21 protein-coding genes are annotated in these 16,412 nt (G+C 70.6%); 11 read left to right on the top strand and 10 right to left on the bottom strand.

All coding sequences use genetic code 11. The annotated features are described in order from the left end of the window. Positions 1 to 155 precede the first annotated feature (155 nt). Positions 156 to 464, top strand: a complete 309-nt coding sequence (locus DX116_RS13065) for a hypothetical protein (RefSeq protein WP_199716073.1) — start codon at positions 156 to 158, stop codon at positions 462 to 464. Positions 465 to 604: 140 nt separating this feature from the next. Here DX116_RS13065 and DX116_RS13060 read toward each other — a convergent pair whose 3' ends face one another. Continuing rightward, positions 605 to 1,147, bottom strand: coding sequence for a hypothetical protein (locus tag DX116_RS13060; protein WP_147393663.1), 543 nt, complete (start codon positions 1,145 to 1,147; stop codon positions 605 to 607). 356 nt (positions 1,148 to 1,503) lie between these two features. Between DX116_RS13060 and DX116_RS13055 the strand changes: the two genes are divergently transcribed. Further along, a complete protein-coding gene (locus DX116_RS13055) occupies positions 1,504 to 2,244 on the top strand; it encodes a class I SAM-dependent methyltransferase (protein WP_158591992.1) in 741 nt (246 codons plus the stop codon). Here DX116_RS13055 and DX116_RS13050 read toward each other — a convergent pair. Genes DX116_RS13050 through DX116_RS13040 form a run of 3 tightly spaced genes read right to left on the bottom strand, consistent with a single transcriptional unit; the run spans position 2,237 to position 4,103 of the window. Then, positions 2,237 to 2,797, bottom strand: coding sequence for a pyridoxamine 5'-phosphate oxidase family protein (locus tag DX116_RS13050; RefSeq protein ID WP_119704693.1), 561 nt, complete (start codon positions 2,795 to 2,797; stop codon positions 2,237 to 2,239). The genes DX116_RS13055 and DX116_RS13050 overlap by 8 nt on opposite strands. Before the next feature lie 2 nt (positions 2,798 to 2,799). Beyond that, positions 2,800 to 3,492, bottom strand: coding sequence for an EAL domain-containing protein (locus DX116_RS13045; protein WP_119705624.1), 693 nt, complete (start codon positions 3,490 to 3,492; stop codon positions 2,800 to 2,802). Between the two features lie 47 nt (positions 3,493 to 3,539). Beyond that, positions 3,540 to 4,103 carry a cysteine hydrolase family protein gene (locus DX116_RS13040; protein WP_119704692.1) on the bottom strand — a complete coding sequence of 188 codons (564 nt, stop codon included), beginning with the start codon at positions 4,101 to 4,103 and terminating at the stop codon, positions 3,540 to 3,542. A 90-nt stretch (positions 4,104 to 4,193) separates the two neighbouring features. On the opposite strand from DX116_RS13040, the gene DX116_RS13035 reads away from it, so the two are divergent. The 4 genes from DX116_RS13035 to DX116_RS13020 all read left to right on the top strand — a co-directional run bounded on the left by DX116_RS13035 (position 4,194) and on the right by DX116_RS13020 (position 7,514). Further along, positions 4,194 to 4,799, top strand: a complete 606-nt coding sequence (locus tag DX116_RS13035) for a DnaJ family domain-containing protein (RefSeq protein WP_119705623.1) — start codon at positions 4,194 to 4,196, stop codon at positions 4,797 to 4,799. Between the two features lie 137 nt (positions 4,800 to 4,936). Next, complete coding sequence (locus DX116_RS13030; RefSeq protein ID WP_233556747.1) at positions 4,937 to 5,725, top strand: DNA-3-methyladenine glycosylase family protein; 789 nt, start codon at positions 4,937 to 4,939, stop codon at positions 5,723 to 5,725. A gap of 52 nt (positions 5,726 to 5,777) precedes the next feature. Beyond that, positions 5,778 to 6,323 carry a GNAT family N-acetyltransferase gene (locus tag DX116_RS13025; protein WP_119704691.1) on the top strand — a complete coding sequence of 182 codons (546 nt, stop codon included), beginning with the start codon at positions 5,778 to 5,780 and terminating at the stop codon, positions 6,321 to 6,323. Between the two features lie 21 nt (positions 6,324 to 6,344). Continuing rightward, on the top strand, positions 6,345 to 7,514 hold the full coding sequence (locus tag DX116_RS13020; protein ID WP_119704690.1) for an MFS transporter: 1,170 nt from the start codon (positions 6,345 to 6,347) through the stop codon (positions 7,512 to 7,514). A 1-nt stretch (position 7,515) separates the two neighbouring features. On the opposite strand, the gene DX116_RS13015 is transcribed toward DX116_RS13020, so the two are convergent. Beyond that, positions 7,516 to 8,139 carry an L-threonylcarbamoyladenylate synthase gene (locus DX116_RS13015; protein WP_119704689.1) on the bottom strand — a complete coding sequence of 208 codons (624 nt, stop codon included), beginning with the start codon at positions 8,137 to 8,139 and terminating at the stop codon, positions 7,516 to 7,518. A 71-nt stretch (positions 8,140 to 8,210) separates the two neighbouring features. Continuing rightward, positions 8,211 to 8,354, bottom strand: a complete 144-nt coding sequence (locus DX116_RS20150) for a GPGG-motif small membrane protein (protein ID WP_199716072.1) — start codon at positions 8,352 to 8,354, stop codon at positions 8,211 to 8,213. 197 nt (positions 8,355 to 8,551) lie between these two features. Between DX116_RS20150 and DX116_RS13010 the strand changes: the two genes are divergently transcribed. Genes DX116_RS13010 through cobA form a run of 4 tightly spaced genes read left to right on the top strand, consistent with a single transcriptional unit; the run spans position 8,552 to position 12,824 of the window. Next, positions 8,552 to 9,349: a phosphoadenylyl-sulfate reductase gene (locus DX116_RS13010; RefSeq protein ID WP_119704688.1), complete on the top strand. Its 798-nt coding sequence runs from the start codon at positions 8,552 to 8,554 to the stop codon at positions 9,347 to 9,349. 51 nt (positions 9,350 to 9,400) lie between these two features. After that, on the top strand, positions 9,401 to 10,312 hold the full coding sequence (cysD, locus tag DX116_RS13005; protein WP_119704687.1) for a sulfate adenylyltransferase subunit CysD: 912 nt from the start codon (positions 9,401 to 9,403) through the stop codon (positions 10,310 to 10,312). Next, the gene (locus DX116_RS13000; RefSeq protein ID WP_119704686.1) at positions 10,312 to 11,613 is read left to right on the top strand and encodes a sulfate adenylyltransferase subunit 1; all 1,302 of its coding nucleotides are present in this window, start codon (positions 10,312 to 10,314) and stop codon (positions 11,611 to 11,613) included. The genes cysD and DX116_RS13000 overlap by 1 nt, the downstream gene beginning before the upstream one ends. Next, positions 11,610 to 12,824, top strand: a complete 1,215-nt coding sequence (gene cobA / locus DX116_RS12995) for a uroporphyrinogen-III C-methyltransferase (RefSeq protein WP_119704685.1) — start codon at positions 11,610 to 11,612, stop codon at positions 12,822 to 12,824. The genes DX116_RS13000 and cobA overlap by 4 nt, the downstream gene beginning before the upstream one ends. Positions 12,825 to 12,863: 39 nt before the next feature. On the opposite strand, the gene DX116_RS12990 is transcribed toward cobA, so the two are convergent. Continuing rightward, positions 12,864 to 13,157: a hypothetical protein gene (locus DX116_RS12990; RefSeq protein ID WP_119704684.1), complete on the bottom strand. Its 294-nt coding sequence runs from the start codon at positions 13,155 to 13,157 to the stop codon at positions 12,864 to 12,866. 95 nt (positions 13,158 to 13,252) lie between these two features. Between DX116_RS12990 and DX116_RS12985 the strand changes: the two genes are divergently transcribed. Then, on the top strand, positions 13,253 to 14,110 hold the full coding sequence (locus DX116_RS12985; RefSeq protein ID WP_119704683.1) for a hypothetical protein: 858 nt from the start codon (positions 13,253 to 13,255) through the stop codon (positions 14,108 to 14,110). Here DX116_RS12985 and DX116_RS12980 read toward each other — a convergent pair. The 3 genes from DX116_RS12980 to DX116_RS12970 form a co-directional block, all read right to left on the bottom strand. Beyond that, positions 14,097 to 15,269, bottom strand: coding sequence for an RtcB family protein (locus tag DX116_RS12980; RefSeq protein ID WP_119704682.1), 1,173 nt, complete (start codon positions 15,267 to 15,269; stop codon positions 14,097 to 14,099). The genes DX116_RS12985 and DX116_RS12980 overlap by 14 nt on opposite strands. 252 nt (positions 15,270 to 15,521) lie before the next feature. Then, positions 15,522 to 15,929 carry a hypothetical protein gene (locus DX116_RS12975; RefSeq protein WP_119704681.1) on the bottom strand — a complete coding sequence of 136 codons (408 nt, stop codon included), beginning with the start codon at positions 15,927 to 15,929 and terminating at the stop codon, positions 15,522 to 15,524. Next, on the bottom strand, positions 15,922 to 16,287 hold the full coding sequence (locus DX116_RS12970) for a hypothetical protein (protein ID WP_119704680.1): 366 nt from the start codon (positions 16,285 to 16,287) through the stop codon (positions 15,922 to 15,924). Before DX116_RS12970 ends, DX116_RS12975 begins: the two co-directional genes overlap by 8 nt. Positions 16,288 to 16,412: the final 125 nt, after the last annotated feature.

Genomic DNA, 16,412 nt, shown 5'->3' with positions numbered 1-16,412 from the left:
TAGCCTCCCGTGTGGGGTTCTCTCCTTGGGGTCTGCTGGTCGGGCTCGTCGTCCTCGCGCCCAATCTGCTGCTCGTGTGGTTTCCGCCCACGTCTCCCGTCCCAGCAGCACGGGTTCCGCGTCCGTTGGGGTTGCTCGAGCGCTCGGGTCAGGCGATGTGCCTGGTGGTGCCAGTGATCACTCGTCCGGGGGAGCTCGACCCCTGGTGGGCGCCAGTGGTGATGGTCGCTCTGATCAGCTACTACGCGCTGTGGGCGCGCTATCTGCACTCAGGTCGCGCGTGGGTGGAGCTGTACCGGCCGACGCTCGCTGTGCCGGTTCCGATGGCTGTCGCGCCGGTCGTCGCCTTCCTGGCCGCTGCGGCGTGGCTCAGCAACCCGTGGATCGCTGCCGCAGCGGTGGTTCTTGCTGCCGGTCACATCCCGGCAGCCGTCCTCATCGCACGTGCTGCGACCTCACGATGACCCATGGGCGCAAGGCTGGTCGAGCGCGGGTCGGCGTCGGATCGCACCGACGTGAGACGGCGGGTTGTCAGCAGCATCTGCACCGCTTCCCACTCAGCCATTCGTTTGTCCGATAATGCACATTATGTCAACTAGTACGATCAGGGCAGCGAGGCGACGACGATCATGGTGACCACGACGACGAGCAACAGGCCGATCGCGAGGCCCAGGCCCAGCACCACTCCGTAGCCGGCGCGACGCACGCGCGCACCTGATCGCCGGGCTGCCGCGAGGAAGGCGGGTCCTCCTTGCTGGGCGAACGCGGACGCGTCCGCCGCGAGGTTGCCGGCACGCGCCGCCGTGGCGGCGCCGTACACGATCTCGACGCCCGCGAGGTGGGCCGTGCTCCCGGCCACGCCCAGCGCAGATCCGATGACCGGGCCACGTGGACGGGCCAGCACCGGGTAGGACTGGCCGCCGACCGTCACGGTGATCCGCTGGGCGGCCGACGTCACCCGCGCCTGGCGTGTCGGGACCCGGAAGATGTCGACGTACCCCGTCGGGCTCTCCCCCGGCGCCACCAGCGCGACGACGCCGTGCTCGGCGACCAGCCAGACGGGCACCGCGCCAGCACCGTCGGGCGCCATCCAGTAGCCCTGGAAGGCAGCGCGCGGTTGAGACGGACCGGCGTCCGGATGACTCATCGGGTGCCCCTCACACCGACCATGTTGATCCCTTCCTCAAGCCTGCACCGAGAGCTCGGCCCGGCGCTTCGTCTGATCGTGATCGTATGTCACACCTGTCCCCCGGCGCCGTCACGTGGCGGCGCGCATCCCGGCTCCCAGCCCACGGTGCCGGGTGCGACGGCCTCGCCCAGGAGGTGGGCAGATCGCTGAGCGGATCATCGCCAGCCACGTCAGCGGGACCGCAGAGACGCAGGTGGCCACCGTCCGGCGTCTGTGCCCCTCGACCAGGTTCAGTCGGGACTCGTTCGCCACAGGGCCAAGGTTCCACGGTGCAGGTGGCCGGTCTGCTCCCCCGCCGGTGGCACGATGAAGGCATGTCGACGTCCGACGACCGCGCGCTCTCGTTCGGTGCGGCAGCCGAGGCCTACGACCGTGCGCGTCCTTCGTATCCCGACGAGGTCGTGGACTGGCTCCTGGACGGTGTCGACGGCCCCGTCGCCGACGTGGGCGCGGGCACCGGCAAGCTCACCAGCTCCTTGGCAGCTCGCCACGGCGATGTCGTCGCCGTCGAACCCGACGCCCAGATGCGCGAGATCCTGCAGGCCACCGTGCCTGGAGCCGACGCCCGGGACGGCACGGCCGAGCACCTGCCTCTGGGCGCCGGTTCGACGAGCCTCCTGACGATGGCCCAGGCGTGGCACTGGGTCGACGTCCCGCGTGCATCGGCAGAGGCGGCCCGGGTCCTGGCCCGGCCGGGGCGTCTCGGGCTCGTCTGGAACTACCGCTCCCCCGCAGACCCGTGGGTCTCTCGGCTCAGTGCTGCGCTGGGCGGCGCCGACTCGGCCGGGCAGATGGACGGCATACGGGACGACGGGCCGGCCGTCGCCGCTCCATTCAGCTCGTGCGATCGGATCGTCGTGGCATGGAACCACCTCATCGATGTCGACTCGCTCGTGACCTTGGCTGCTTCGCGCAGCTACGTCATCGTGCGTCCGGAGCACGAGCGGGAGCAGGTGCTGGGCGCCGTTCGCGCGCTCGGCCAGGAGCGTGCTGACGTGGACGGATCGGTGCGGCTGCCGTACGAGACCTATGCGTTCCGGTACGACGTCACCTGACGTCGGGCAGCCCGGGTAGACCAGGTAGCCCGTCGATGCTGGTGGCGTTCTTGAGCACACGATAGGCGGCCATGCCGTCCTCCCCCTTCTTCTCGGCGTTCTGCTTGATCAGCTCGCGCTCGCCCGTCAGCTGCATCATCGGGACGCCCCAGCCGCAGGCATCGCTGATGCGGGTCACGTCGACCGTGATCACGGCGCGCGTGCTGGGGTTGTCGGGGTGCAGCGCCGTGACCTCGTCGAAGGCTCTCTCGCCCGGCAGGTGCACCGTGCCGCGTCCGTGCAGGCGGACGATGCGCGGGCGCGCACCGAACGAGCTGAACATCAGGCATACGCGAGCGTTCTCGCGGATGTGCGCGATGGTCTCGACGCCGCTGCCGGTGTAGTCGACCCAGCCGACACGGTGGTCGTCGAGCACCGAGAAGGAGTCGTGCCCACGCGGCGACATGTTGACGTGCCCCTCGGCCGACAGGGGCGACGTGGCCACGAACCACATCGGCTGCTGGGCGATCCACGCCCGCAGGTCGTCGTCGATGCTGTCGAAGATCTTGGCCATGCTCAGGTACCGAACCGCAGCTCGGGCAAGGCCTCGAAGGCGGGCCGAGCGAACCAGTAGCCCTGGAAGAGGTGGACACCGAGCGTCTTGAGCGCGCGGTACTCCCCCTCGGTCTCGATGCCCTCGGCGAGCACCGTGATGTCGAGTGAGGCCGCGATGTGCACGATGCCGGCGACGACCGCCCGACGTGCGGGCTCGGTGTCGATGCCGCGCACGATCGCCATGTCGATCTTGATGAGGTCGGGCTGGAACTCGACCAGCAGCCCCAGTCCGGCGTGTCCGGCGCCGAAGTCGTCGATCGCGGTCATGAAGCCGCGCTTGCGGTACTCGCTGATGATGCCGGTGAGGTGCTCGGTGTCGTCGACCTTCTCGTCCTCGGTGAACTCGAACATGATGGAGGTCAGCGGGAACCCGTGGAGGTCAGCCGCCCGCAGGGTCGCTCGCAGGCACGCGGACGGCTCGTAGACCGCGTTGGGCATGAAGTTGATCGACAGCTTGAGCGACTCGGGAGTCGGGAACAGCCGGGATGCCAGCTCGATGGCCTTGACCCGGCACTCCTGGTCGAAGCGGTAGCGCTGCTCGGGACGGACCTGCGCCAGGACTGCTCCGGCGCCTTCGCCGTTGACTCCCCTGACGAGTGCCTCGTAACCCCAGGTGCGGTCGGCCGTCGCGTCGTAGATCGGCTGGAACGCCATGCTGACCTCGAGGTCCAGCGGCGGTGACGTCGTGCATCCGGCGCAGCTCACGGTGTGGGAGCTTCGAAGTCGACGTCGGCCGTGGCGACGACAGCAGCGGAGCGACCAGGTGCGGCCTGCCGCTGCCAGTAGAGATTGGTGTGGGCGATGACCTCGGCGGGTGCCGGGGCCCCGTAGGCCGTTCTGTCGTCGGTGGTGTGCGCGTCGCCGACGAGCGTGACGTCGTAGCCGCGGGTAAACGCACCATGGATCGTGGATCGGATGCACGCATCGGTCTGCGCACCCGCGACGACCAGCGCGCCGACGCCGTGGGACGACAGCACCTGCCCGAGGTCGGTGTCCTCGAAGGAGTCGCCGTACTGCTTGTGCACGAGCGGCTCGGTGTCGAGGCGCTGCAGGTCGGGCACGTACTCCCACCCGTGGCTGCCCCGCACCAGACCCTCGTCGCTGTGCTGCACCCACACCACCGGGACGTCGGACGTACGGGCCCGGTCGACGAGCGAGGCGATGCGGGCGATCACGCCGTCGCGGTCGTGCGCCCCGGCCACGACGTCGTTCTGGACGTCGATGACGACGAGGGCGGTGTGCCGCCTGCCCGACAGGTTGTTCATGGAGCCAACGGTAGTCCTCCTCGCCGACATGAACCCGGCAACGTCATCGGCACCTTCGTAGACTTGGTGGACGGTGAGGAGGTGCACCCCATGAGTGCCAGCGATCGCAAGCGCTTCGAGTACCAGCAGCGGCTGGCCGCAGAGGCGGCCGCCGCAGCGTCCGGCGAGGATGACGACGAGCCCGACGACGCTGCTCAGCGGGCGCTGCGCATCGAGCACCAGGCCCTCTGGGTCGACATGCAGATCCAGCAGGCGATGCGACGCGGCGAGTTCGACGACCTGCCCGGAGCGGGCAAGCCCATCGCCGGCCTCGACCGTCCGCACGACCCCGATTGGTGGGTCAAGCGGCTGATCGAGCGCGAGCGCATCACCGGCGTCCTGCCGCCTGCCCTGGCCCTGCGCAAGGAGCATGCCGAGATGGCCGCGACCCTCGACCGCATCGCGATCCCCGATGGCGTCCGCGCGGCCGTGGCCGAGTTCAACGCCCGGGTGGTCGAGGCGCGACGACAGCTGCAGGGGGGTCCCCCCGTCATCACTCCCCTCCTCGACGCCGACGAGCAGGTCGAGGCCTGGCACGACCGGCGCACCCGCCGGGTCGCCGAGCAGAGGGCGCGCCTGGCCGAGATCCGCGCGGTCGAGGCCGCCATCGCGCCCCTCCCCTGGTGGCGACGCGTCAGGGGTCGGCGCCGCCCGTGATGGCCCCCGAGTCGGCGACCCGAGAGGTGACCACACCCGGCGACGTCAACGTTTCCTTGACACTTTCGTTGCTCCGACGGGGTGGCGCCGACCCGACCTTCCGGCGCGTCGGCTTGGTGGTCTGGCGCACGAGCCGGATGGAGTCCGGCCCCGTCACGTACGCGATCGAGCAGCTGGGTCCGCGGCACGTCCGTGCGACTGCGTGGGGGCCCGGCCGGCACGAGCTGCTGGACGGTCTGGAGTCGCTGGTGGGCGCTCGCGACGACTCGACCGGATTCGTCCCGTCGCACCCCGTGCTGGCCGATGGCGTACGACGCTACCCGGGACTGCGGGTGCCGCGGACGGGACGCGTGCTGGAGGCGCTGATCCCCGCGATCATCGAGCAGAAGGTGCTGGGCATCGACGCCTTCGCGGCGCAGCGCCGCCTGCTGGTCCGCTTCGGCGAGGCCGCTCCCGGCCCGGCACCCGACGAGATGCGCGTGTTCCCGACCGCCGAGCAGTGGGCCGCCGTCCCGTCGTGGGAGTGGCACCTGGCCGGCGTCGACCCCAGCCGGGCGCGCGCGGCCCAGGCAGCAGCCCGCCTGGCCCCGCAGCTGGAGAGACTGGCCGAGCGCAGCGGTGACGATCACGCAGCCGTCCACCGCGGGCTCCGCAGCATCCCGGGCGTGGGCGTCTGGACGTCCGCCGAGGTGGGCAGCCGCGCGCTGGGCGACGCGGACGCGGTGCCGTTCGGCGACTACCACGTCGCCAAGGACGTGGGCGTCGCCCTGCTCGGCCGCCCCATCGACGACGACGAGCTCGCCGAGGTGCTCGAGCCGTGGCGCGGACACCGCTACCGGGTCGTCCGGCTGGTGGGACTCAGCCCCCTGGTCCGCACCGAGCGACGTGGGCCCCGCATGGCCCGCGTCGACCACCGACGCATCTGATCGGCCGCAGACGTGTGGGAAGGATTCGCGGCCGCGCACGCTTGACCTCGTCATGACGACGACCGTGCGGACCCACCCCGAGCAGCAGATCGACCGCGAGACCCGTGACGCGATGGCGGCGGTCTACCTGGCGGCGTACGGCGACCCCGAGCTGCCCGAGAGCCGCCTCGACGCCGACGACTTCGCCGACGTCACCTTGACCCGCCACGCGGGCCGCTCGGGCTTCAAGCTCGTGCTCGCCGAGACGGACGGCGAGGTGTCAGGCTACGGCTACGGCTTCACCGGGCGCCGCGGCCAGTTCTGGAGTGACTGGTTGGCCACCACGGTGCCGGCCGACATCGTCCGGACGTGGGTCGGCGACCACTTCGAGCTGGTCGACCTGGTCGTCGACCCGGCACGTCGTGGCAACGGCATCGCCGGGCTGCTGCACGACGAGCTCGTCGCCGGCCTGCCGCACGACCGCGCGCTGCTGGCGACCGTGCCCGGCGACGGTGCCGCTCCGCGCCTGTACGAGGGCCGCGGGTGGCAGGTCGTCGCGCCTGGCATCGACGGCGACAAGGCGCTGTACGGCCTCGACCTCCGTCGTCCGGCCTCGTGAGCCACGCCCTACGCTGACCCGGTGTCGTCCCGCCTCGCCCTGCCGCCCTGGCTGCGTGTCGCGGCTGCGATGTTCGCCGTGGGCTGGGGAGCCAACCAGTTCGCCGCGATGCTGCTGGTCTACCGCGACGAGGACGGATTCTCCAGCGAGGCCGTGACGGGTCTGTTCGGCGCCTATGCGCTGGGGCTGATCCCCGCCCTGCTGGTCTTCGGGCCCATCTCCGACCGTGTCGGACGTCGGCGGGTCATGCGCCCGGTGCTCGTCCTGTCGATCGCCGCGACCGTCGTGCTGGTCGTCGGCGGTCACAGCCTCGCCGTCCTCCTCGTCGGACGCCTGATGGCCGGCGTGGCGTCCGGTGCTGCCTTCGCGCCGGGATCGGCCTGGATCAAGGAGCTCTCGGCTGATCGTCCGGGCGGCACGGGGGCGCGACGGGCCGCGCTGGCGCTGTCGGCCGGCTTCGGTTCAGGACCGCTCGTCGCAGGCGCGGTCGCGCAGTGGCTGCCGGCCCCGACGCTGCTGCCGTACGTGCCGCACCTCGTGCTGATGGCGCTCGTCGTCCCGATCGCCTGGCACGCACCAGAACCCGCCGCCCCTGCTGCCGACACCTCGCGCCACGGCCACGAGGTGTGGCGCGTGCTGCGCGGCCGGCCCTTCGTGCTGGGCATCCTGCTGACCGCCCCGTGGGTCTTCGGCGCGGCGTCGACGAGCTTCGCGACGATCCCGACCTTCGTGGACGTCGACGTGGCGCCCGTCGCCGTCACCGGCGCGCTCTGCGGGCTGACGCTCTGGACTGGCGCCTTCGTCCAGCCGTTCGGCAAGCGGCTGGGCGACGCGCGGCTCATCATCGCGGCCGGTCTGCTGGCGGCGACCTGCGGGCTGTTGCTGGGAGTCGTGGTCGCCCGCACCGACCTCGCGTGGCTGCTGCCGCTGGTGGCCGTCCTGCTCGGCACGGCGTACGGCCTGGTGCTGGTCGGCGGCCTCACCGCGATCGAGCTGATGGCTCACCGCGACGACCTGGCGACCCTCAACGCGGTGTTCTACAGCCTGACGTACATCGGCTTCGCCGCTCCCCTGCTCAGCACGCTGGCCCTGCGGGCGGTCTCCCCGACCGCGCTGATGGCGATCGGTGCAGCCGTCGCCCTGCTCACGATCCCCGCCGCTCTCGCATCGCGGGTCAGCCCGCGGCGATGAGCTACTCGAACGGAGTCGGGTCGCCCGCTCCGACGCGGACGATCTCGGGGCTGCCATCGGAGAAGTCGACCACCGTGGTCGGCTCGGGGATGACGTCCTCGCCCGACTCGACGACGGCCTCGATGCGCCCGTCGAGCTCTTCGGCGATCTCCCAGGCGGTCGTCATGGCCTCGGTGCTGCCCGGCAGGATCAGGGTCGTCGACAGGATCGGCTCGCCCAACGCGGCCAGCAGCGCCTGGACGACCTTGCTGTCGGGGATGCGCACACCGACGGTCTTCTTCTTCTCGTGCAGCAGGCGGCGCGGCACCTCGCGCGTGGCCGGCAGGATGAACGTGTACGGGCCAGGGGTCGCGTTCTTGACGGCGCGGAAGATCGCGTTGTCGACGTGCACGAACTGGCCCAGCTGCGAGAAGTCCCTGCACACCAAGGTGAAGTGGTGCTTGGCGTCGAGTGCCCTGATCGAGCGGATGCGGTCGAGCGCGTCCTTGTTGCCGATCTGCGCACCGAGGGCGTAGCCGGAGTCGGTGGGGTAGGCGATCAGTCCGCCGTCGGCGATCACCGAGGTCGCCTGGTCGACGGCGCGCTGCTGGGGGTTCTCGGGATGGATGTCGATGAAGCGGACCATGGGACGAGCATATGACCGATGCCGGACATGACGAAGGGGCCGCGCGATGAGCGCGGCCCCTTCGTCGTCGGTCATTTGAAGATGCTGTATCCGCCGGGTCCGACCGCGGCAGCGACGACCAGCAGGATGATGCCGATCAGGATGTCGCCGCGCACCAGGCGCAGGACTCCGTAGATCGCGATGGCAACGGCAATGATCCACAGAATGAAAGCCATGGTTCTCCCTCTCTCTCGGGTGGCGGTGGCCACCTCCGATCCGGCGTACCCCTACCTCGGCGCTCCAAACATGGGATGTCTCGAAGTCGTCGCGATGTCCGGTGCGCGTGTGACCGCCGTCACCTCTTGACGTTCCGCCATCTGGACGTGGGTCCGCGCCTCGGGATGCACGGGCGGCGGCGACCTATCCTGAGAAGATGACCGACGCCGTCCTGACGCTCGCGGAGCGCCGCCAGCAGCAGATCGCGCACGACCACGAACGCACCGCGCACCTCGCCGAGCGGGAGGCGCTCCTGGCGCCGCGGCGCACCAACGACGAGCTGAGGGCCGTCGCCCTGCAGGCACAGGAGCGGCTGGCCGACACCGATGGCGAGACCGTCCTGGCGTGGGTCGCCGATGAGTTCGGCTACCGCACCACCGTGGCCTGCTCGATGGCCGACGCCGTCCTGCCCGACGTCGTCGCGAAGCACTTGCCGTGGGTCGACACGCTGTTCCTCGAGACGGGCTACCACTTCGCCGAGACGATCGGCACCCGCGACGCCGTCGAGGCGTCGATGAAGCTGTCGATCGTCGACGTGACGCCGCAGCGCAGCGTCGCCGAGCAGGACGCCGAGTTCGGCGAGAAGCTCTACCTGCGCGACCCCGGCCTGTGCTGCGAGATGCGCAAGGTCGAGCCGCTGCACCGCACGCTGCAGGGCTACGAGGCATGGATCACCGGCGTGCGCCGCGACGAGGGCCCCACCCGCGCCGACACGCCGTTCGTCACGTGGGACGAGAAGAACGGTCTGGTGAAGATCAACCCGCTCGCGGCGTGGACGTTCGACCAGCTCCTCGCCTACGCCGATGACCACGGCGTCATCGTCAACCCGCTCGTCAACGACGGCTACCCGTCGATCGGCTGCGCCACCTGCACCCGCCGCGTCGCGCCCGGCGAGGACCCGCGCGCGGGTCGATGGGCCGGGCTCGACAAGACCGAGTGCGGCCTGCACACCTGAGCGTCCCGCTCCCCCGCCCACGACGCCTCCCCACCGAAGACGAAGGCACCGATGACCCTGACCGACGAACGCCGTCTCACCCAGCTGCAGTGGCTGGAGTCCGAGGCGATCCACATCATCCGCGAGGTGGCCGCCGAGTTCGAGCGGCCCGTGCTGCTGTTCTCCGGCGGCAAGGACTCCGTCGTGATGCTCCACCTGGCCACGAAGGCCTTCTGGCCGGCACCCGTCCCCTTCCCGGTGATGCACGTCGACACGGGCCACAACTTCCCCGAGGTGCTGGCGTTCCGCGACGCCACCGTCGAGCGGCTGGGCCTGCGGCTCGAGGTCGCGTCGGTTCAGGACTACATCGATGACGGACGACTGCGCGAGCGCAGCGACGGCACCCGCAACCAGCTGCAGACCCAGCCGCTGCTCGACGGCATCACGGACAACAAGTTCGACGCGGTCTTCGGTGGCGGGCGCCGCGACGAGGAGAAGGCTCGCGCCAAGGAGCGCGTGTTCAGCCTGCGCGACGAGTTCGGCCAGTGGGACCCGCGCAACCAGCGTCCCGAGCTCTGGAATCTCTACAACGGTCGCCACCGCCCCGGCGAGCACGTCCGCGTCTTCCCGCTCAGCAACTGGACCGAGCTCGACGTCTGGCAGTACATCGCCGCCGAGGACATCGCCCTGCCCGAGCTGTACTACGCGCACCAGCGCGAGGTGTTCGAGCGCGACGGCATGCTGATCAGCGTCAGCGACGTGTCGCAGCCCCGCGAGGGCGAGACCGTCGAGAAGCGCCAGGTGCGCTACCGGACCGTCGGCGACGCCTCGTGCACGGGCGCCGTCGAGAGCGACGCCACGACGGTCGAGGCGGTCATCGCCGAGGTCGCCGGCACCCGTCTGACCGAGCGCGGCGCCACGCGGGCCGACGACCGAGCCTCCGAGGCCGCCATGGAAGATCGCAAGAAAGAGGGCTACTTCTGATGCGGACGCTCCTTCGCCTCGCCACGGCCGGATCCGTCGACGACGGCAAGTCCACCCTCGTGGGCCGGTTGCTGTACGACTCCAAGTCGGTGCTGGCCGACCAGTTCGACGCCGTCGAGCGCGTCAGCCGCGACCGGGGCCTGGCCTCGGCCGACCTGGCGCTGCTGACCGACGGGCTGCGCTCCGAGCGCGAGCAGGGCATCACGATCGACGTCGCGTACCGCTACTTCGCGACGGCTGAGCGGTCGTTCATCCTGGCCGACTGCCCCGGGCACGTGCAGTACACCCGCAACACCGTCACGGGAGCCAGCACGGCCGACGTCGTGGTGCTGCTCGTCGACGTGCGCCACGGCATCCAGGAGCAGACGCGCCGGCACCTCGCGGTGGCGTCGTTGCTGCGGGTGCCGCACGTCGTCGTGGTGGTCAACAAGATCGACCTCGTCGACTTCGACGAGGCCACCTACACCCGCGTCTCCGACGAGGTGCTCGCCTCGGCCCGCAGCCTCGGGCTGTACGACGTGGCGACGATCCCCGTCTCGGCGCTGGCCGGCGACAACGTGGTCGAGCGCTCCGACCGCACGCCCTGGTACGACGGACCGAGCCTGCTGACGTTCCTCGAGCAGCTGTCGCCCGCCGGCAGCCCGCACTCCGAGCCCCTGCGCCTCCCCGTGCAGCTCGTGATCCGTCCGCAGCAGGCCGCCGGCGACGAGTTCCGCGACTACCGCGGCTACGCCGGGCAGATCACGTCAGGCCTCGTGCGGGTCGGTGACGCCGTCACGGTGCAGCCCAGCGGCCGGTCCAGCACCGTCACCGGCATCGACTTCGCCGGCGCGTCGCTCGACGAGGCATTCGCCCCGCAGTCGGTGACGCTGCGCCTCGCCGACGACATCGACATCTCGCGGGGCGACCTGATCGTCACCTCGCGCAGCGTCCCGGCCGTCACGCAGGACATCGACGGCACCATCGCCTGGCTCGCCGACCACACCCTCGTCCCGGGCACCAAGGTGCTGCTGAAGCACGGCACGAAGACCGTGCAGGCGATGGTCAAGGCGATCGGCGGCAAGCTCGACCTCGAGGACGCGCGCCTCCTGCCCGCCGAGTCCCTCGGGCTGAACGACATCGGGCACGTCACCTTGCGCCTGGCCACGCCCATTCCGGCCGAGGAATACCTGCACTCGCGCGACACGGGTGCGTTCCTGCTGATCGACGGCCAGGACGGCGGCACGCTGGCCGCGGGCATGGTCGGCGACGCGCTGCTCGACACCGTGGCCGAGGTCGGTTCCGCGGCGACGCCTGCATGACGGCTGGGGGCAACCTGCCGCTGACCTTGCGCGTGGGCGGGCGCAAGGTCGTCGTGGTGGGCGGCGGTCACGTCGCCACCCGGCGCACGCTCTCGCTCGTGCAGGCCGGCGCCGAGGTCACGGTGGTGTCGCCGGCAGTGTCCGACTCGCTGGCCTCGTCGATAGGTCGCGGCGACGTCCAGTGGATCCGCCGCACGTATGCGCCCGGCGACCTGAAGGGTGCGTGGCTGGTGCAGACCGCCACCGACTCCCCCGTCGACGACTTCGTGGCGGCCGACGCCGAGGCCTCGCAGATCTGGTGCCTCAAGGGCGGCGACCCCGAGAACGCGACGGCGTGGGCCCCGGCCGTCGCGCAGGTCGATGACGTGATGGTCGCCGTCAGCGGCGGCGGCGACGCGGGTCGCGCCACGGCGCTCCGTGACGGCGTGGCAGCCGCGCTGCAGGCCGGCGAGCTGCCGATGCGCCACCGCACCCATCACCCCGACGGCTTCGTCGCCCTGGTCGGCGGAGGGCCGGGCGACCCCGGGCTGCTGACCACGCGGGGCCGACGCCTCCTGGCCGAGGCCGACGTCGTGGTCGTCGACCGGCTGGCACCGCATGCGCTGCTCGCCGAGCTCGACGCCGACGTCGAGGTGATCGACGTCGGCAAGATGCCCGACCACCACCCCATCCCCCAGCACGAGATCAACGCGCTCCTGGTCGACCGCGCGCAGCAGGGCAAGGTCGTCGTCCGCCTCAAGGGCGGCGACCCCTACGTCTTCGGCCGCGGTGGAGAAGAGCTCATCGCCTGCCGTGAAGCAGGCATCCCCGTCGAGGTCGTGCCGGGCGTCACGAGCGCCATCTCGGTGGCCGCATCGGCCGGCATCCCCGTGACGCACCGCGGAGTCTCGCGCGGGTTCACCGTCGTGACGGGTCACGAGGACATCGGCCAGGTGCCGCACACCGGCGCCCACACGCTCGTGATGCTGATGGGCGTCAAGCGTCTCGCCCAGACCTGCGCCGAGCTGATCGCCTCGGGCCACGGGCCGCACACCCCGGCCGCCATCGTCGAGCGTGGTTGCACCCCCACCCAGCGTGTCACCGTCGCGACGCTGTCGACCCTCGCCGGCGCGGCGGTCGCCGCCGGCGCCGAGTCACCGGCGATCACGATCATCGGCGACGTCGTGACGCTCTCCCCTGCCTGGGCGGAGCGGTCGCGTCTTGGCGGGTAAAGCCCGCCGAATCTCCTGAAGTGGGACAAGTGGCGGGTTTTACGCGCCAATTCTCGGAGGTCGCGCACTGCGCGCGGCCAACCGTCGTGCCTCGTCGATCAGGGCGCTCATCGGCAGGTCTCTGACGTCGTTGCCGGTGATCGACTCGTGGCCGGCGCTCGGCCGCACCGCGATCTCGAGGACGTCCCACTTGCGGTAGGAGTCGCGCTGGTGGAGCCGCATGCCGACGCTGAAGTCGTCGGCCAGCCTCATCGCGACGAGCCGCTCGCCCTCCCCCGCCACGTGCACGGCCGACGGCTCGATGACGGTGTCCATCAGCTCTGCGAGATCCATGTCGACTCCACGATGAGGGGGAATCGACCGTAGCACCGGCGCAGCGGTCGTGTACGGGCTTCGAGAGGACCCAGGCCAGCGCCATACTGAGGCTCATGACCTCCGTGACGCTCTCGGCCCTGGCCGTCGCCGCGATCGTCATCACGAGCGGCTGCAGCGGCTCCGGCGAGCCGCAGCCGGTCGAGAAGCCCCTCCCCGACGGACTCGTCATGCACGTCGACCAGTCGCGGATGGAGCGCACGGGGCGCGAGGCGTTCGTGCGCATCGACAACGGCACCCGCCGCTCGCTGACGGTCGAGGCGCTGCGCCTCACCTCACCGCGTCTGCCCGACATCACGTGGAAGGGACGCGAGGTCGTCGGCGCGACGTACCAGGGCGACGTCGAGGTCGAGCTGCCGCCGGGTCGGTGCGGCACGGACGTCGACGCGACCGTCACGCTGACCTACCGCCTCGGCGACGGCCCCGTCACGGTCTCGACCGGCCCCGCCGACGACATCTACGGCGCCATCGGGTTGATCGCCGACCGCGACTGCGCCCAGAAGACGCTGGCCACGGCGGCAGACGTCACGGTCGGCGCCCCCACCGTGGACGGCGAAGGTCTCGACTCGGTGCTGCGCCTGCCCGTGACCCTGGCCCCCACCGGAAGGACGTCGGGCGTGCGCTTCGCGGGATTCGAGTCGACGGTGCTGTTCCGGCAGACCTCCGACTCGGCCGCCGACGTCTCCGTGCCGCTCGACGCCGGCGACCCCACGACGACGCAGGTGCTGTCGGTCGTGCCCACCCGGTGCGACCCGCACGCCCTCGCCGAGGACAAGGTCGGGACGCTGTTCGGCGTCCGCGTGCGGGGCACCGGGCTGGCTGACGACGCCACGTTCTACCTGCCGCTCACGCAGGGGCAGCGCACCGGGCTGCACGACTTCTTCGGCACCCACTGCGGGTTCAGTCGCCCTTGACGTTGACGATCTGCCGCAGCGTGTGGCGCACCTCCACGAGGTCCGCGGCGTCCTGCATGATGACGTCGATGTCCTTGTAGGCGGCCGGGATCTCGTCGACGAACGCGGCCGTGTCGCGGTACTCGATGTCGCCCATCGCGACTCTCAGGTCATCCTGGCTGAAGGCCTTGCGAGCCTTCGCGCGGCTGTACTCACGTCCGGCACCGTGCGGGGACGAGTTGAGTGCGACGGGGTTGCCCTTGCCGACCACGACGTACGACCGCGTGCCCATCGAGCCGGGGATCAGGCCCATCGTCCCTTCGGACGCATCGATCGCGCCCTTGCGGGACAGCCACACGTCCTTGCCGAAGTGGCGCTCCTTCGTCGTGTAGTTGTGGTGGCAGTTGATCTCCTCGGTCCGCTCCACGTCGTCAACGCCCATCCAGTCGGCGAAGCACGACACGACCCGATCCATCATCTCGGCACGGTTGAGCAGCGCGTACTTCTGCGCCCACCGCAGCTCGCGGACGTAGGAGTCGAACTCCGGGGTGCCCTCGACCAGGTAGGCCAGGTCGCGGTCGGGAAGGTCGATCCACCACGTCGAGCAGAGCCGCTGGGCCACGGCGATGTGCCGCTGCGCGATCTTGTTGCCCACGCCCCGCGAACCCGAGTGCAGGAACAGCCACACCCGGTCGTCCTCGTCGAGGCTGACCTCGATGAAGTGGTTGCCCGACCCCAGGGTGCCCAGCTGAAGCTCCCACCGCGAGGCGCGCTCCGCCGGGTCGAAGCCTGCGAGCTCGGCGTCGGCCCGCAGCTCGTCGACCCGCTGCTGGGTGTGGCGGCGCGTGATGGCGTTGTTGGCCACGCCCGCCGACAGCGGGATCGCCTGCTCGATCGCGAGCCGGAGGGCGCGCCGGTCGGGCGGCAGGTCCGAGAAGACGTAGGGCGTCTGCACGGCGATCATGCCGCAGCCGATGTCGACGCCGACCGCAGCCGGGATGATCGCCCCCAGGGTGGGGATGACCGAGCCGACCGTGGCGCCCTTGCCCAGGTGGGCGTCGGGCATCAGGGCCAGGTGGGGGTAGATGAACGGCATCGTGCTCGCCGTCCGTGCCTGGTCGCGCGCGTTGTCGTCCAGGATGGAAGCCCAGCTGAACAGCCGCTGGGAGATCTTCTCCATGGGTGTGCCTTTCCGTGAGCGATGTGGTGGATGCAAAAAAAGCCCCGACCGCGGGTGCGGTCGAGGCTCGGTGTGCCGGAGCAGGTGCTGGGTCAGCCAGACCTGGTTCCGGGGGTGAGCGCATCGACCGATGACGGCTTCTCATTGCGGCTGAACAGCTGCGACGAGGGCACGACGAGGTACGAACGGAACGATGCGTGGATCATCGTCATGTCCTCTCGTCGGGTGCTCGGTGCGATGCGTCGCAGGACGTTACACCACGGACGAGCGGCGCAGCCACCACAGGCCCACAAAGGGCAGCACCAAGGGGATGAACAGGTAGCCCATGCCGAAGTCGGACCACACGGTCTGGTCGGGGAACAGGTCGCCGTCGACCAGCGAGAGCACGCCGACCGTCAGCACGCCGACCAGCTCGATGCCGATCGTCACCGAGGCCAGCCGGCGGTGGTTGCGCGCGAGCGCGTAGGTCGCCAGCACGTAGACGACGCCGGCGAAGGCCGACAGCGTGTAGGGCACGACGGTGTCGGACTCGACCTCGGTGACGAGCTGCACGATCGACCGCGCGGACGCCGCGAGGGCGAACACCGCGTAGACGGCCACGAGGGCGCGGCCGAAGCCGTGCGAGGTGTCCGACGTCGAGGAGGGATTGATGTCAGACATAGCTGCCTTTCCAGATGCCGAGCAGACGCACCGAGAGGGCGGCGATGGTCAGCATGGCGACGACGACCACACCGGTGCCCCAGCGTGACTTCTCGGCGATCCCCCACAGCACGGCCGCCGGCGGGATGACGACCATCGTCACCAGGTACGAGACGAACAGGACGCCGTCGACGTCGCGCGAGGTGGAGGCCAGCGCCACCGACCCGCCGACCAGCAGGCCCACCAGCGCGATCTCGAGCACGCACACCGCGTAGAACAGCGGGTTGTCGAGCGGCAGGTCGCGCGCCATGCGCCACGCGGCGAACGCCGCCACGAGGAGGGCGAGGATCGCGATGCCATAGGCGACGGGGTCGTTCACGGGTCTGAGTCTTTCACGGGGCCCCGGCGCCTACACTCGCAGCAGGGACTCACCAGAGAATCTGGTCGAGCAGACCCATCCTGACCGGAGGCTACGTCGAATGGCTCGTAGAAGACTTCTCGGAA

It is taken from the genome of Aeromicrobium endophyticum (genome assembly GCF_003586285.1).
In the GTDB taxonomy this organism is placed as follows: domain Bacteria; phylum Actinomycetota; class Actinomycetes; order Propionibacteriales; family Nocardioidaceae; genus Aeromicrobium; species Aeromicrobium endophyticum.
Note: the sequence above shows the minus strand (reverse complement) of the source record. Positions and strands in the feature narration are given on the sequence as shown.